This is a genomic window from Chitinophaga varians (genome assembly GCF_014529945.1).
Classification (GTDB): Bacteria; Bacteroidota; Bacteroidia; order Chitinophagales; family Chitinophagaceae; genus Chitinophaga; species Chitinophaga varians.
This window is the reverse complement of the sequence record NZ_JACVFB010000002.1, coordinates 1,138,063-1,154,304: the sequence shown is the minus strand read 5'-3', so window position 1 is coordinate 1,154,304 and position 16,242 is coordinate 1,138,063. Positions and strand designations below refer to the sequence as shown.

The following is a 16,242-nucleotide window of genomic DNA, read 5'->3' as shown; positions in this document are numbered from 1 at the left end:
ATATTGATCAATGCAAAGGGCTGGCCTTCAAACGGGCCAGCCCTTTGTATTTTCATCGTATGTCAGGAATACAAACTATTCCGCCGGCAATGCATATAAAAAAACAGGCTGACCAATAATGGTCAGCCTGTCTGCTTTATGAAAAGAGATGCTTTTGATTATTCATCCCACCATACTGGTTTCAGGATATCGCTTGTTACAACTACATTTTTGTTGTACAGACGTTCGTTCTGGTCAGTAGGGAGGCGACGCGGAATAGCAGGTTTGTTCAACACGTTGCTCGGATTAGGCGTGAGTGTTGGGAAGCCTGTACGGCGCCAGTCAGTATATGTTTCGATCTGAGCGAACAGCGCAACATATTTCTGATTCATGATTTTCTCCTTCGTGATAGAAGCAGCAGTTTCGCTGGCATAAGCTGTTTTGAAAGCATCAGGAGCAGGGCTGCCGGTTGCATTCTGTACATGTGTGAGCACAGCGGTATTGTAAGCGTCAGCAGCTTCCTGAGCTTTACCCAGGAGGAAGTTTGCTTCTGCTTTAATGAACAATGCTTCTACATAACCTGCGAGGGTGATAGGAGCTGTCTGACCCGCCATGTAAGTACCCAGTTCAGAAGCATTCTGGTTCTCAGAACCAGGAGCAGCACCAACATAACCTCCACCGGCTGCAACCGCAGCGTATACGCTGAGACGTGGGTCGTTGCTGGCCTTCATCATATTGATCAGGTTTGCACCCATTCTGAGAAGGGGAGCACGGTCCAGGCTAAACTGATACCATTGATTGAACTCGTTGGTAGACTCGCCATAAGTTGCGCGCAGGTCACCGGCATTCGTTACGTTATTCAACGCATCCAATGCTTTAGTAGCAGCATCATTGGCGTTCTTTTTGGTCAGGTGGATAGCATATCTGGCTTTCAGCAGGTAAGCGGTATTTAACCACTTGTTGGTATCTCCTTTAAAGAACAGATCGTTGGTGCCTACCTCGCGTACATCTTGTCCGGTAGTTTTCAGCAAAACGATCGCCTCATCCAGCAGAGACTGGATTTGAGTGTAGATATCTTTTTGCGCGTCGTACTTCGGTGAAAAGTTGCCGGTAATATTACCCATACCACCTTCCTGGCCAGGCACATCACCCCACAGATCCGTGGCAACGGCAAGACCCATTGCCTTCACAACGAGTGCTATCCCCTTGTTATGCGGGTTACCTTCACTATACTGGGCAACGATGTCATTACAAGGCTGAATAACGTTGTTATAAATGTTATTCCAGTCATTGGTGGCATCGCCTTCCTTGATATCATACATATCGATGGCCAGCATCTGATCTGCTGTACCACCCAGTTGCTGGGTCAGGATTCCCGCTGTACGTGCAGGTGTGCCTGCATAAACCGACATCAACCCCAGTTCGGCACTGGACAACACCAATGGGCCGGTAGCTTTAATTGGGTTGTTCGGAGAAACTTCATACCCGTCAACAAACTTACTGCAGGAAGTAGAAAGCATGATGCAAGGCAATGTGAGTGCTATTATGATTTTTTTCATTATCTCGTTATTAGTATTACCAAATATTAGTATCGCCAAGTCTTACTTTATTATAAGCCCAGTTTCACACCGATGGCGTAGCTTTTGGTACCCGGGTTATTAAAGTAATCAAATCCAGTCAGGTTAGAACCGGCACCAGTCAAGCTGGTTTCAGGATCTACACCAGGATACTTGGTAGACAGCCACAGGTTGCGGCCAGTACCAGTCAGTTCAACAAAACGAATGATTTTCTGACCTTTCAGATTCCAACGGTAAGAGAGGGATACTTCTCTCAGACGTACCCAGGAACCATCATATACAGCGTTCTCTGTTGCAGAACCTGCACCATCACCCAGATAAGATTTGAAATATTTCTCTGCAGTAATAGCCTGTGTATTAGGCACCAGTTTACCGGTACCATCATCGGTTACACCAGGAATAACATAAGTTCTTTCTCTGTCAGCAGATTCTTCGGTTCTACCCAGTTGGTGCATTCTGGCAATAGTACCATTCCAGACTTTACCACCCTGGCGGATATCGAAGAGTACACCCAGTGTAATGCCTTTATAGTTAAAGGTAGATCTTGCACCTGCTGTCCAGTCCGGGAACGGATTACCAATGTTACCACGTTTGTCGTCAACAATAGGCAGACCGTTTGAACCGATAATCAGTTCACCTTTGTCAGAACGTTTCCATTTGGAAGCATAGAGGGCACCGTAAGGCTGACCAACGATAGCAAAAGAGCCGATAGAAGTGAAGGCTGGTTCAACGTCAATTTCAGTAACGCCTTCACCCAGTTCCAATACTTCGTTTTTATTTCTGGTAAAGTTGATGTTGATATTCCAGTTGAAGTTTTTGGAACGAATCACGTCACCAGACACGGCAACTTCCCATCCTTTGTTCACCATAGAACCGGTGTTATCCAGCATTTTCTGGAATCCGGAAGAACCGGCCAGTGGTCTTAATACCAGGAGGTCAGAAGTTTTCTTGTTGTAATAAGTTGCTTCAATGTTCAGACGGGCGTCAAAGAATTTCAGGTCTAAACCGATTTCTTTTTCCACCACAGTCTGAGCTTTCAGGTTCGGGTTACCGAAGACGTTGTTATACAGGAAACCATTCTGCTTCTGGAAGGGGAAGGAGTTACCATCCGTAAAGCCGTCAGCAAAGAAAGGTTTTACATAATAAGTAAGGGAAGAATACGGATTAGGAGCCAGACCACCACGGGCGATAGCACCTCTCAGTTTGCCGTAAGTCAGGACATTGCTTTTAGGCAGCAGATCGGTAAACACAAATGATGCGTTCACAGAAGGATAGAAGAAGTTATTTTTTTGCTTGCCGAAAGTAGAAGCCCACTCGTTACGACCGGTAGTACCCACAAAAACGATGTTTTTGTAGCCGAACTGCACATCATAGAAGAAGGCAGAAGAACGCTGGAAAGTAGTGCTTTCATCTGAATACAGTGTAGAAGCATTACCCAGGTTGTTGTAATTCGGGATAGAAAGATCAGTACCACGGCCATACAGAGACTGTAAGCTTGTTTGGGTAACGTTACCACCAATGTTGGCAGTCACAGAGTATTTCTCTTTAAACTCTTTGTGACCGCTCAGGATCAGGTCAGAGTAGTATTGTCTGCTTCTGATGGTATTTTCTTCCAGCATACCGGTAGGGTTACCGTTAGAACCGATAGCAAATATTTGTTTTCTGCCATCAGAATACACGTCAGCACCCAGTTTGTAAATAGCTTTTAACCAGTCGTTAATTTCGTAGTTAGCACCGATGTTACCTACGAAACGGTCAACTTTATCCTTGAATGGGTTATTTTCTGTAGTCCAGTAAGGGTTATCGTAGTTGTTAACGAAGTTTTTGCTGGAACCGTCTGCATTGAGGTAATCTTTCAGATCAAAGCTGGCCGGAGTTCTCATCAGCGGCAGCATGATACCGGAAGTATTGCTACCATTCTGTGCTTTGGTGCCTTCCGTAGCAGCATAGCTCATGGAAGCATTCATGGTCAGACGCTGAGTAACTTTTGTATCGAAGTTAGCGCGAACAGATGTACGATAGAAGTTGGTATTAGGAACGATACCTTTCTGGTCTGCACGGCTCAGGGAGATACGATAAGTAGACACTTCGTTACCACCGGTAGCGGATACATTGTGGGTAAAGTTAGTACCAGTCTGGAAGAAGTCCCTGGTGTTATTGTGAGCTGTAACACCGCTCAGGGAGCTGATTTTCGGACCCCAGCTTTCAACTACAGGAGCAGTAGTGGTGAAGTTAGGCAGATAAACAGGTACACCATTTTTGATAGAGCCCTGTGCATAAATATTTTGTTCTTTAGGCAGTTGGCTTACTTTATCGAAGCCTGCGTTAAAGTCATAGGTCACGTGCACGGAGCCTGCTTTACCTCTTTTGGTAGTGTAGATGATGGCACCGTTACCTGCGCGGGCACCGTACAGTGCTGCTGCAGAAGGGCCTTTCAGGATGGTCACAGAAGCGATATCATCCGGGTTGATGTCCAATGCACGGTTGGAGTTGTTTACACCCTGCAGGTTGGCATTGTACGGATAAGTCTGTGATACAGTAGAGTTAGTGGAGTTGTCGATAGGTACTCCATCGATAACGATCAGCGGCTGGTTGTTACCGGTGAAGGTGGAGTTACCACGGATCAGGATTTTGGAGGAAGCACCTGGTGTACCACCGGAACCAATTACCTGAACACCCGCAGCTTTGGAAGACAGTGACTCGATGATGTTGTTTTCACCGGCACGTACCAGGTCTTCACCTTTCACGGATTGTACGTTATAGCCCAGGCTTTTCTTTTCTCTGGTGATGCCCAACGCGGTTACCACCACCTCATTCAGTTGTTTTTTATCCTCTTCCAGGGTGATGTCCAGTACATTCTGATCACCTACTACCACTTCCTGGGAAGTATAGCCGATAAATGAAAATACTAACGTTGCACCATTGGGTACCGCGAGTTTGTAAGTACCGGTGGGGCCGGTGGAAGTACCGGTACCTTTACCTTTGATCGCTACGGAAACTCCCGGAATAGGGGAATTGCCCTTGCCATCTTTTACTGTACCAGTAATCGTTCGCGTCTGCGCAGCGGCATGCAGGACGCTAATGGCCACGAGCAGCCACAAGAGTAGTCCTCTTTTCATAAGCAATTTAGATTTGATAAAATATTTCAGTTAACCTAAAACACTGGGTCGTTGGGTCGTTGGATTACGAGGTGCTTAACTTCATTCCGGGAAAATGCAGGTGTATATTGTGTCTAATAGCGCTACATTCGCATTAGGTACACTCCTCCACAGCATAGGATTCTAACGCATCATAAGCAAAGCCTGTAAATAACGGGTAACAACATCACACAAATTCAGATTTTGATTCTAAGTTTATTCAGATTTTGATATTGTTCAGATTTTGATATTTACTCAAATGTTAATTTTTGTTTAAAAACGGACACAAGATATAAAAACAAAAAAATATTTTCTACAAAACGAAGGTAATATTTTTCACAAATCAGCCTGATTCTAAATAATTCTTGATAAGTTAACCCACCCCTATACGAACGAAAAACGCGCCACCCTTGCGGATGACGCGTTCCCATTACATTAGTTTTTACCCTGTTTTCTCAGGGCTTGGATAAAGTAGTGACATTATTGCCAAAGCTTCCTTCATCCACCTCTGTTGTCACATTCAGCACAATAGTGGTGTCGCAGGGGTTGATCTGTCCGGTACCCGAGACAGTCAGATTGTGATATCCCGAAAAGAGATCTGCTATTTTTTGTTTAGCGATAGTAAACTGATAACTCGCCTTGTCAAACTTGGCTGTCATGGGCACTCCTGCAAGACCTGCCCAACCGGTGAACGTAAATACCGTGCTGTCAGCATTAACAGACACAGTCACCGGATAAGTGCCTTCTGTAACGCCCGGATCGTCCACTGTCATACTACCCAGGTAAGTCTTCACCGTCAGTGGACATACCTTTGTATAGGTCAGTATCCGGATCAATCCTGCTGCGTTCAGCACATCGGAGCCGTAAGGACGCAGGAAACGTTTGGTACCGTCTGATAACGTCACCGTATCTCCAAATCCATGTATCTGGCTACCGTCATTCATGGTGAAATTAGTAGTCACTTCGAAAAAGTCGCCGGCTTTAAGCCCATTGGCGCCCAGGCCAAACAACTGCATCAGCTGTGTTCCGGTCATGGTCACCGTGGTGGGTAATGAGCCAATGCCACCCTGCAATACCTTTACGTTGTTGTACTTTCCGTTCATCGCCACCACCACGTCCGTGGTTTTAGGCTGCACACCAGACGGGAAATACAAGGCAACGTTGAAGGCTGTACTAAAATCAGGCAGGTTGTCTGACTGGATCAGGAGGGCTTTGCTTTTATCCTGTGTCAACTGGGGAACCTGGCGGGTGCTGATACCGTCCGGCAGCTTCGGGTTATCATTCTTCCGACAGGCATAAAAAATCACCACGCCAACCACCAACATTGTTATATAGATAATCTTATTCTTCATACTTACTTTTTTTGTACCGTGAATGTGGAAGTTATTTATCCCAGAATACGGGTGTTATGTCTGGCTGTTTCTGTGCCGGGGCATTTGGATTTACCTGTATATCTACGTTGGGCCATGGCAGTGACAACGGATAGTTTCTGCCCAGCGCCACCGGTACCCTCGCCTGCGGAGGCGGCAGCGTAGGATTGCCCAGCAGCGGAGGTTGTGCAAATCCGCCCGGAGCCATCGTCGGATCATTCGGATTAAACAGTATCGGGAAGCCGGTACGGCGGTAATCTGAATAAGTATCGCCACTAAAGCCAAAAGCTTGTATCCACTTCTGTGTAACGATCACCTCCAGTTTGTCTTTGGCAGAAGCTCTGCCATCATACACTCCCAGGATGCTGTTACGGTAGTTGGTAGCACCGGTACCTACAATGGTAGGCACGTTTTGTCCGCCTTTAGCCAGGTTGGCAACAAAATCCACCTGCTTGAAAGACTCGTCGATGGCAGCAGATAATTTAGCGCGGGGATCTCCTGCCAGTACACCTGCATTCATCAGCTCCGCTTCTATATAAAGCACGTCAGCGTAAGTGAGCAGCCTGAGAGGCGCGGCGCCGGTACCACTGCCTGCCGTTACTACAATCGCATCTCCGGCATCGTAGCGGCCACCAACAGGATACAGCCCAAATACCGTCATACTGTTATCCTGTGAAGAATTTCTATTCGTACCGGTAGAGCCGAAATAGATGGAGATAAAAGCAGAGTCACGATATTCAGTAGGGTTCTGGGAACCACCATCTTTAGAGTTCTGATTGTAGAAATAATACGGAATGCGGGGGTCTCTGATGCCGGTAAACAGGCGCGGATTATACCCCTTCATGATTTCATAAAACCAGGGACTGATATAATGTGATTTCTGGGTAGCGTAATACTCACTGAACCCGGGATTTCTGTCGTCCGGAGCTACCTGTGATCCATACTTCATCATAAATCCATCACTGGTCTGGCTGAAAAGATTACCACCACTTACCAGTTGGCTCACGGGGCCAGACACATCCTGCACCAACCGCACCTGGTTGTATAGCTTCAATTTGAGGCTATTGGCGAACCGGATCCACTTTTTCACATCCCCGCCATAAAACAAATCGTCTTTCCCTGGTTCCAACGCACCGTTCGGAGCCTGCAGGTCCGCGATCGCCTCGTCAATCAATGCGAATAACTGCTTATAAATATCCGCACCTTTGTCATATTTCGGATAGCGCAGACCGTTAGAGCCAAACTGATTGGCTTCCGAAAAAGGAACATCTGCAAAAGCATCTACAAACTGACTGAAACCATACGCTTTCAGCAGCTTTCCAATGCCCGCGTAGTGACGATAATTATTCGTAGTTGCCTGAGAAATCAATACCGTAACGTTTTCCATCGTTCCGATATAGTCAGGAAGACCGCTCACCGTCTGTGAGCTATAGAAATCAGACCAGGCATTGTTAATATCAAACTGTGCACCGTTGGCCCCATACTGGTCCTGGTTTTCCCTTACCACTATCTGATGCACGTATACTGACAACACCTCCGTAAGCCCCCTGGCTCCACGGGCATCGTTGGTAAACCCCATATCATATGCCAATCCCTGTTCTGCCCCTGTCAGTAGTAAGTTTAAAGATACCGTGGAAGGGTTATTGGGATCTTTGTTGATATCCAGAAACCCCTTGGTACATCCCGTCACGACAACGAGCGTAACTAAAATTATACTGCTTAGTCTTTTCATCGGTTCAATTTTTAGTAATAAACTAGAATGTCACTTTCACGTTTACACCATAACGTCTGGTAGTAGGTGCTCCGGACAATTCTATCCCCTGTATGTTGGTAGAACCAAAGCTGCCTACTTCAGGATTGAATCTTGTGTACTTGGGGAAATCCGGTGCATAGTACCAGAGGTTTCTTCCTGTCAGTGTCAGCGTAAGCGCACCGATCGGCGTTTTACTGAACCACTTCTTGGGAAAATCATATCCCAGTGTCAACTCACGGAAAGTATAGACGGTAGCGTCATATACGTTCCATTCTGTTGCGGAGTTGATAGCGAAGGTTTCACCGAAGAACATTTCAAAACGGCTAATCGCAGTATGGTTAGGAATCCTGTTTCCTTTATCATCCAACAATGGTTTCCCTGTATTTACATCTCCATAATATCCCGGAATGACGTATACATTTTCACGTTGTTCGGCACCGTTATCTTTTGTCACACCACGACCAAGCAGGGAGCTGACCGTCACGGAATAGATATCACCGCCTCTGGTCAGGTCGAAGAGTGCATTCAGGAAAAATCCTTTATAGTTTAAGGTAGTACCTAAACCTGCTTTGAAATCCGGATTAGGATCGCCTACCATCCGTTGCTCAGGATCACGGATCAGGTATCCATTGGTGGGATCAATGAGCAGCGATCCGTCCTGATCCCTTACGTTAGCGCTTCCGCGCAGGTAACCATACGGTTTGCCCGCTTCCAGGAATGGAGAAATTTCATCCAGCACGCCACCCAACAACAGGCGCGTAACACCTGGTTTCAGCTCTTTCACCACACTTCTGTTTCTGGTGAAAATACCGTGTATGTTCCAGGTCAGGTTTTGATTACGTACAGGCACCACATTCAGATCTATTTCAATGCCTTTGTTGGTCAGTTTTCCATAGTTGTCGATCACTTGTCCGTAGCCGGAAGAAGGGGGCAGAGACAATGGTGCGATCTGGTTGGTAGACACCCTTGTATACCAGGCAAAGTCCAACGTGATCCTTCTTTCGAAAAATTCCAGGTTGGTTCCCACTTCAAAATCCTGGGTAAACTCAGGCTTCAAATTGGGGTTGCCCGCAGCGAAGTCCTGCATCACGCCTGACTGCCCGAGGAACGCAGGGTTCACCCTGAAGATATTGAACAGCTGATAGGGATCTGCATCGCGGCCCACTTTCGCCCAGCTGGCACGCAGTTTACCGAAGGTCAGCACCTTGCTGTCCAGTTTAAGCGCATCGGTGAATACAAAGGATGCCGCCACACTGGGATAGAAGTAGCTGCGATTGCTGGACGGCAGGGTAGACGACCAGTCATTTCTGCCTGTCAGGGTCAGGAACAACCACTTCTTGTAGTCGAGGTCCACTTCCGCGAAAATACCCCACAACCTGCGTTGCATGAAGATATCTTCCGTCGGAATAACCGTTTTGGTGTTGAGCAGGGTAAATACGCCCGGCACCACAATTGTTTTACCGGTATTGATCTGTGACTTGGTCGTACGTTGGTTGACGTTATGCCCTACCAGTACTTTCAGACCAAAATCCTCATTTTTCAGTTTAGGGGTAAACGTACCAATGAGGTTGGATTCTATTTCTGTAAAACGATAGTTCTGTTGTACGATTTGTCCGTTACCTTCTGCCCCTCTGGAACCGATATCCGTTACTTCCTTACGGAGGAAGGAGTTTTGGTTCACACCAAACTGGTAACTGAGGTTAAACCAGGGCAATACTTCATAATTGAGTTTGAGCCCCGCCACATAGCGGTCTGTCGAAGTAGAGATCGTGTTATGTTTGAAAGCCCAGAGCGGGTTATCATATTGTGAGTTATTGGTGGACACCGGTCTTCCTGCAGCATTTTCAAAAGGTAGTCCCGCGATATTCCAGTTCCTTCCCAGGAACAGGTTACGGGCAAAGGAAGAACTGGCGCCCGGCACCTGGTTTTCGCCGAAGATACTACCACCCTGATTACTGGTGCTGTAGCTGAAATTGGCATTTACCGTTAATCCGTTCGTGAGCCGGGTCACGCCACCGATGGACATATTCCCTCTGTTGAAGAAGGAGTGGGGAACATAACCATCCTGGCTCAGATAGGAAGCAGTGGCGCTAAGGGCCGATTTATCGTTACCACCGTTCACACCGACAGAATTTTCTGTGATCCAGCCGGTGCGGAACAGGTCTTTTACGTTATCGGGGACAGCGACGTAAGGAATTTTGCCGGAAGCGGGGAACAGTTGCGGGAAAGCCTTCAGATAGTCGGGCCATACCGGTATTGAATCCAGGGTACCAAATTTAGGCCCCCATGATCCGTTGGCGTTCTGATAGTTACCGCTGGCGCCGGGACCGAATTCATTCTGGTATTTGGGCAGATTGGCGACTCTTTCCATTGACAGGGAAGAGGAGTAGGTCACTTCTGTTTTCCGTTTACCGGTATTTGCACTGCCTGATTTAGTAGTGATGATGATCGCGCCATTGGATGCCCTTGAGCCGTAGAGCGCTGCGGCGGCGGCGCCTTTCAGCACCGTCATGGAAGCAATATCATTGGGGTCGAGGGATGAAAGACCGCTGGAGTAGGCACCGCCACCGGATGTTTGGCTGGAGGTAGTTACCTGGTCATTATTGTAAGGAATCCCATCTACTACGATCAAAGGCTCGTTACTGCCAAAAAAGGAGGTATTACCGCGGATATTGATACGGGTGGCGGCTCCCGGTGTACCTTGTGATGTTCTGATGTCTACACCGGCCACCTTGCCCTGCAATCCTTTCAACATGTCCGGTTCAGATTTTTGCACCAGTTGGTCCGGCTTCACCGTGGATACCGAGTAGCCTAATGAGGTTTCGTTCCGTTTCAGGCCCACGGCGGTAACCACCACTTCTCCCAATTGTTTTTTATCGGCGTCCATGGCTACGTCAACTTCATTGCCTGGACCTACCGGGACTTCTTTGGTGAGATATCCGACAAAGGAAAATACGAGCGTGGTACCACTGGCTACGTTATTCACCTTGTAGGTACCGTCACCGGATGTAAAAACCCCTTTGGTCGTGCCTTTTATTACTACTGTAACGCCGGGAAGAGCAGAACCATCTTTCGCATCCGTAACTTTTCCGCTAATCGTTCGTGTCTGGGCTACTGCGTTGAGGACGCTGCTGCACACGAACAGCCATAGTAGTAGCTCTCTTTTCATAAGCAACTTTGGTTTTGATTGATAAATAGAAGTTAACTCAGTTAAATTACGACAAAAAAAGCTGATATATTATCAAGATTGGTTAAAATAATATCAGATGATTTCAGATATTTTGCTATATGAGTGGATATAAATATTCGTTAAATAACATCTAGATAACAGGAAGACATTTGGAAATGTTGAGAAAAATACAGCCCCGGGGATACATTTTTTTTATGCGAATAAGAAGAAATCTGTATAAAAGAATTTTTTTACAAATGGGATCGGTGTTAACAATAGGGTTGTCAGGATACCAAACATGGCCTAAAATAAAAAGGGGCACCAAATGGCGCCCCTCTTATTACAGCGATTGCTGAGATTATTTGTTGTAACCCGGATTCTGTACGATGTTCGGGTTAGCGTCGATTTCTGTCTGAGGAATTGGGAATGCCACATATTGACTAGTCGGCAGGATCTCACTCTGACGTAATGCATCTGCATCAGTAATAGAGCGCTTACCCATGAACCTGAACAGATCAGTAGCACCAAAGCCTTCACCAACCAGTTCCAGCCTGCGCTGTTTGATCAGCTCTGCTCTTACGCTATTGAAGTCAGCAGCAGTAAACGCTGATAATCCACGGTGTTGACGCAGGTTACTGATGTCATTGACAGCCAGCTGCAGGTTGCCCTGGCGCATATACGCTTCGGCACGATTCAGTAACACTTCACTCACTCTCAACACTTTCACGTTGGACATACCAGTCAAACCAAGACCGTTACCAACCCACTTCATCATATAGTTATTACCGGAGAATGTTTTTACCACTGTGTTACGGTAATCGGCAGCCTCCAGCAGGGACATGAAGTTCTGATTCAGGCGCACATCACCATAACCGCTGGTGGATGTACCATCATTGGGCAGGTAGATATTACCGAAGTTATCAGCGCCTCTGTTTTCCGGTGTCAGGAAACGCAGGGAGAAGATATCTTCTGAGGTAGGATTGTTGGTGGTATAGTTTGCCAGGTAATTAGCGTCGCTCCACAGCGGGAAAGCATTAATGAGCGGTGTCGCTTCATCAATTACGGCCTGCCAGTTAGGATCATTCGCCAGGGCAGTATCACCGACGTAGAGGTAAGCACGTGTCAGCAATGCGCTGGCAGCAGCTTTAGAGCCACGGAAAACTTTTTCTGTTTTGGTAGCTCCATCAGGCGCCAGGTTTTTTGCTGCTTTCAGGTCGCTGATGATGGCATCATACGTTTCTTTCAGCGTAGCACGGGTAGGCTTAAAAGTAGCAGGATTGTCTACAGCTTTCATCGCCAGCGGCACTCCTGTATTGGGTTTCGTCGCGTCATTCTTCATCTGTGAATAAGGACGGGTATATCTTCTCGCCAGGTCGAAGTGCGCCAGTGCACGCATAAAATATGCTTCACCTTTGTACTCTTTCGTGGTAGCTGTTTCTGGCAGTTTATCAATGATCACGCTCGCCTGATTGGCTACGCGATAGGCGTTCAGCCATGTTTTGCTTTGAGAAGCAGTCAGCGGTGTGAAAATATACTGAAACTCGTAAAGGAAACGGTTGGAGTTAGCAGCGGTGATCTTCATGTCGTTACCGGTAACGTCAGTTACCACGTTGAAATCACGACCATAATATTCCAGCTCCTGGGCACGCTCATACAGACCGTTGGCCAGAATACGGGCATTTGCTTCGGTGACAGCTGATTCATTATCCAACGCATTGGAAGGTGCGATGTCCAGCTTGGAGTTACATGCGGAAAACGCAGTAGCAGCCGTCAGCGCGAGTATAGAAAGTTTTGGATATTTCATAATTTAACCAAGGTTTTTGTTAATCAACTTCTTCAATTACAATCCTACACTGATACCAAATGTGAACACGCGGGAAGTAGGATAACGATAGAAATCAACACCAGCGTTGGTGGTAGCAACGGAAGCAGTGCTGGTTGGAGGCAGCGGGTTGGTGTTGATGTCCGGGTCCCATCCTTTGTAGCTTGTCAGGGTGTACAGGTTCTCAGCCTGTGCATAAACACGCAGAGACTGCAGCTTCATGTTACTCAGCAGACGTTTAGGCAGTGTGTAACCCAGGGTGAGGTTTCTGATTCTGGCGTAAGAAACATCTTCCAGATAACGGGAAGAAATCTGATTACCAGTAATGCTACCGAAAACCACTTTAGGTCTGTCGGAGATATCACCAGGCTTCTGCCAGTGGTCCAATGCGTCTTTTGCCTGGTTACGGGTGTTGGAACCGTCACTTTCCAGATTAGCGCGGTTAGAGTTGTATGCTTTGTTACCAGCGCTGAAGGTGATCAACACAGACAGGTCAAACTCTTTGTAGTTGATTTTGTTCGTCCAGCCACCAGTGATCTTAGGCAATGCCTGACCTACAAACTGTCTGTTGTTCTGTGCTTCTGTGTAGCTGGCAGTAGGTTTACCGTCATTGCCAACCCACAGCGGGCTACCAGTTTGCGGATCTACCCCATACCATACCGGCATATACCAGGAACCGAAGGGTCTGCCCACTTCAATACGTTGTCTGGAACCGGCAGGAATAGCCTGCTGGCCGCCCAGGTCCAATACTTTGTTACGCAGGGTAGCGAAGTTCAGGTCGGAAGTCCAGGTAAAGTTTTTAGTAGCTACCGGAATACCACCGATGGTTACTTCGAAGCCCTGGTTCATCATTTTACCAACGTTCATGTTGATCGCTTCAAAACCAGTGGTCATAGACAGCGGCAGTTCCATCAGCAGGGCAGAGGAACGTTTGTCATAGAAACCAATGCTACCGTATACACGACGATTCAGCACGCTGAAATCCAGTCCAATGTCGAACAGGTTTTGTTTTTCCCAGCTCAGGTTAGGATTACCAGGCTGGTTGGCGAATGCAGCTGTTTCACCGAGGTAAGCACCGGAAAGGCTGTACAGGCCGCGGAAAGGAAAGTCGGGATATTTGCCCAGCCCTTCTGCGTTACCCATGATACCATAGCTGGAGCGCAGTTTCAGATCATTCAGCCAGGAAATGTTTTTGGCAAACTCTTCTTCTGTGATACGCCATGCAGCACCTACAGAGTAGAAGTTACCATAGCGGGCATCTTTAGGGAAACGGGAAGAACCGTCTCTTCTATAGCTGGCGCTCAGGAAGTATTTGGATTTATAGTCGTAGTCAGCTTTACCGATCAGGCCCTGGAAGGCATAAGCCCTTTCGCTACCAGCGCCGTCAAACAGGTTAGCTCCCACATCAGGCACCTGCAGTTGGTTACCGGGGAAACCGTTTTTCGCATACAGGGTGTAAGTCCAGTTCTGGTAAGAATATTCGTTACCGGCCAACAGGCGGAAGTTGTGATCTTTGTTGATGCTGAAATTGTAAGTCAGCAACTGCTGAGTGGTATACAAACCGATGCTGGAGTTACCGTTATACAGGTAGCCGCTATAGTTACGGCCATCGTAGGAGTTCGGCGCTGTCCATTGTTTCTCACGAATGTTGGTGAGTTCTGCATTACCTTTTACCACGAAGCGCAGACCTTCAATGATGTTGTAGCCCAGGGCTGCATTGAAAATCGTTTGTGTATTGTTGTTCTTGCGGTAGTTGTTGGCAACGGTGTGCAGGAAGTTACCACCCTGCAGGGTTGGGCGCCATGCATCAGGGATATCAGCAACACCGGCCCAGGTAGGAGAACCAGGCTGACCGCTAACATAACCGATATAAGGGTTGCCGTTCTCGTCTTTCGCAGGGATCCAGGGAACCTGTGTGATGGCACCCATCAGCGGAGAAGAGTAGGAGTTACCAGGACCTGCGCTGTTTTGATCGGTATAGGTACCGCTCATTTTCACGCTCAGATCAAATTTGTCGTTGAATTTGTGGTCTACGTTCAAACGACCGGCATAGCGGCTAAAGTTGCTACCAATCAGGATACCATCCTGTTTGAAATAGTCGCCGGAAGCATAGAAAGTAGTCTTTTCATTACCACCGCTGGCATTGACGCCGTAGGACTGGGTTTTACCAGTACGGAAAGCCAGGTCCATCCAGTCTGTGTTATAATCAGCCAGGTGATCAGGGCGGAATTTTTTAATGTCGGCATCAGAGTATTTTCTGGAGCCATCTGCATTTAAAACATTGGCCAATCCATCGCGCTGATACTGCAGCAGCTCAGTGGCGTTCATCATCGGGATGCTTTTCGCCAGGTTCTGGAAACCGAATTTACCGTTGAAGTTGATTCTGCTCTGGCCTTTTTTACCGGTTTTGGTCGTGATAACGACTACACCGTTAGAACCACGGGAACCGTAGAGCGCTGTAGCAGACGCGTCTTTCAGGATGGTAATGTTTTCGATGTCGGCAGGGTTCAGATTGGAGAGAATGTCCTGGGAAGGTGTATTCTGCGTGAAATCACCGGAAGACATAATGATACCGTCCAATACGTACAGTGGGCTGTTGCTGGCAGACACAGAACCGATACCGCGTACCCTTACTTCCGTTTTAGAGCCAGGCTGGCCGGAGTTGGTGGATACGGAAATACCGGAAGCGTTACCTTGCAGCATCTGGTTTACGTCGGGCAGGGAGATGTTGTTCACCTTTGCACCGGTAATGGTAGAAGCGGCGATCGTGGAGTTAACTTTTTTCTCCAGGGTATAACCGGTTACTACCACCTCGTCCAGGCTCTTGGAGTCTGTAGAGAGGGCGATTGTGAGTGTGGTGGCTGCTCCAACAGGCACTTGCTTGCTTTCATAGCCAATAAATGATACTACTAATACATCGTTCGCAGTTACCTGCAGGCTGAATGAGCCGTCTGGAGTGGTGGCTGTACCTCTGGTGGTACCTTTTACCTGGATGGTTGCGCCAGGTATAGGAGATCCGTCTTTCCCGTCGGTAACTTTCCCCGTTAGGTTGCGACTTTGCGCAAAAGCCTGTCCGGCCACGCAGAGCACGGCCAGGAGGAGAAATAATACTTTCCTCATAAGCATGATTTTGTTTCCTAGTTTTTAACCTTCAATAAATACTAATCTATATCGAGGCCTCTCGCCCCAATTTCTTTTGGTTTCCTTGTCGTAAATAAAAGTTGATTGTAATTGTGGAGAACTAAAGCCGGCAGGTACAAAACAGTACAAAAATCGCAAAACCGACCACTTCCGTTGCGATCTATTCAATAAATCGCACTAAGAAGTAGTGAACTTCTTTCCCATAAGCAGTTTCCTTAACAAATTTTCAACCAGCTGTAAATATAGTTTTTATTAACAAAAAATTAAGCTGGAAAAATTGGCTATAACATTCAG

At 47.2% G+C, this 16,242-nt stretch carries 7 protein-coding genes; all 7 read right to left on the bottom strand.

All coding sequences use genetic code 11. From position 1 onward, the window contains the following. Window positions 1-158 precede the first annotated feature (158 nt). The 7 genes from ICL55_RS12560 to ICL55_RS12530 all read right to left on the bottom strand — a co-directional run bounded on the left by ICL55_RS12560 (window position 159) and on the right by ICL55_RS12530 (window position 15,927). Entirely contained in the window at window positions 159-1,538 is a 1,380-nt protein-coding gene (locus tag ICL55_RS12560) for a SusD/RagB family nutrient-binding outer membrane lipoprotein (protein ID WP_188097538.1), read from the bottom strand. Window positions 1,539-1,588: 50 nt separating this feature from the next. Further along, window positions 1,589-4,675 (bottom strand): SusC/RagA family TonB-linked outer membrane protein, encoded by a 3,087-nt coding sequence (locus ICL55_RS12555; protein WP_188097536.1) that lies wholly within the window; start codon window positions 4,673-4,675, stop codon window positions 1,589-1,591. A 473-nt stretch (window positions 4,676-5,148) separates the two neighbouring features. Next, window positions 5,149-6,045: a hypothetical protein gene (locus ICL55_RS12550; RefSeq protein ID WP_188097534.1), complete on the bottom strand. Its 897-nt coding sequence runs from the start codon at window positions 6,043-6,045 to the stop codon at window positions 5,149-5,151. A 31-nt stretch (window positions 6,046-6,076) separates the two neighbouring features. Further along, window positions 6,077-7,795 (bottom strand): SusD/RagB family nutrient-binding outer membrane lipoprotein, encoded by a 1,719-nt coding sequence (locus ICL55_RS12545; protein ID WP_188097532.1) that lies wholly within the window; start codon window positions 7,793-7,795, stop codon window positions 6,077-6,079. A 22-nt stretch (window positions 7,796-7,817) separates the two neighbouring features. Then, a complete protein-coding gene (locus tag ICL55_RS12540) occupies window positions 7,818-10,985 on the bottom strand; it encodes a SusC/RagA family TonB-linked outer membrane protein (protein WP_188097530.1) in 3,168 nt (1,055 codons plus the stop codon). Window positions 10,986-11,343: 358 nt separating this feature from the next. Beyond that, on the bottom strand, window positions 11,344-12,789 hold the full coding sequence (locus tag ICL55_RS12535; protein WP_188097528.1) for a RagB/SusD family nutrient uptake outer membrane protein: 1,446 nt from the start codon (window positions 12,787-12,789) through the stop codon (window positions 11,344-11,346). 36 nt (window positions 12,790-12,825) lie between these two features. Next, a complete protein-coding gene (locus ICL55_RS12530; protein ID WP_188097526.1) occupies window positions 12,826-15,927 on the bottom strand; it encodes a SusC/RagA family TonB-linked outer membrane protein in 3,102 nt (1,033 codons plus the stop codon). Window positions 15,928-16,242: the final 315 nt, after the last annotated feature.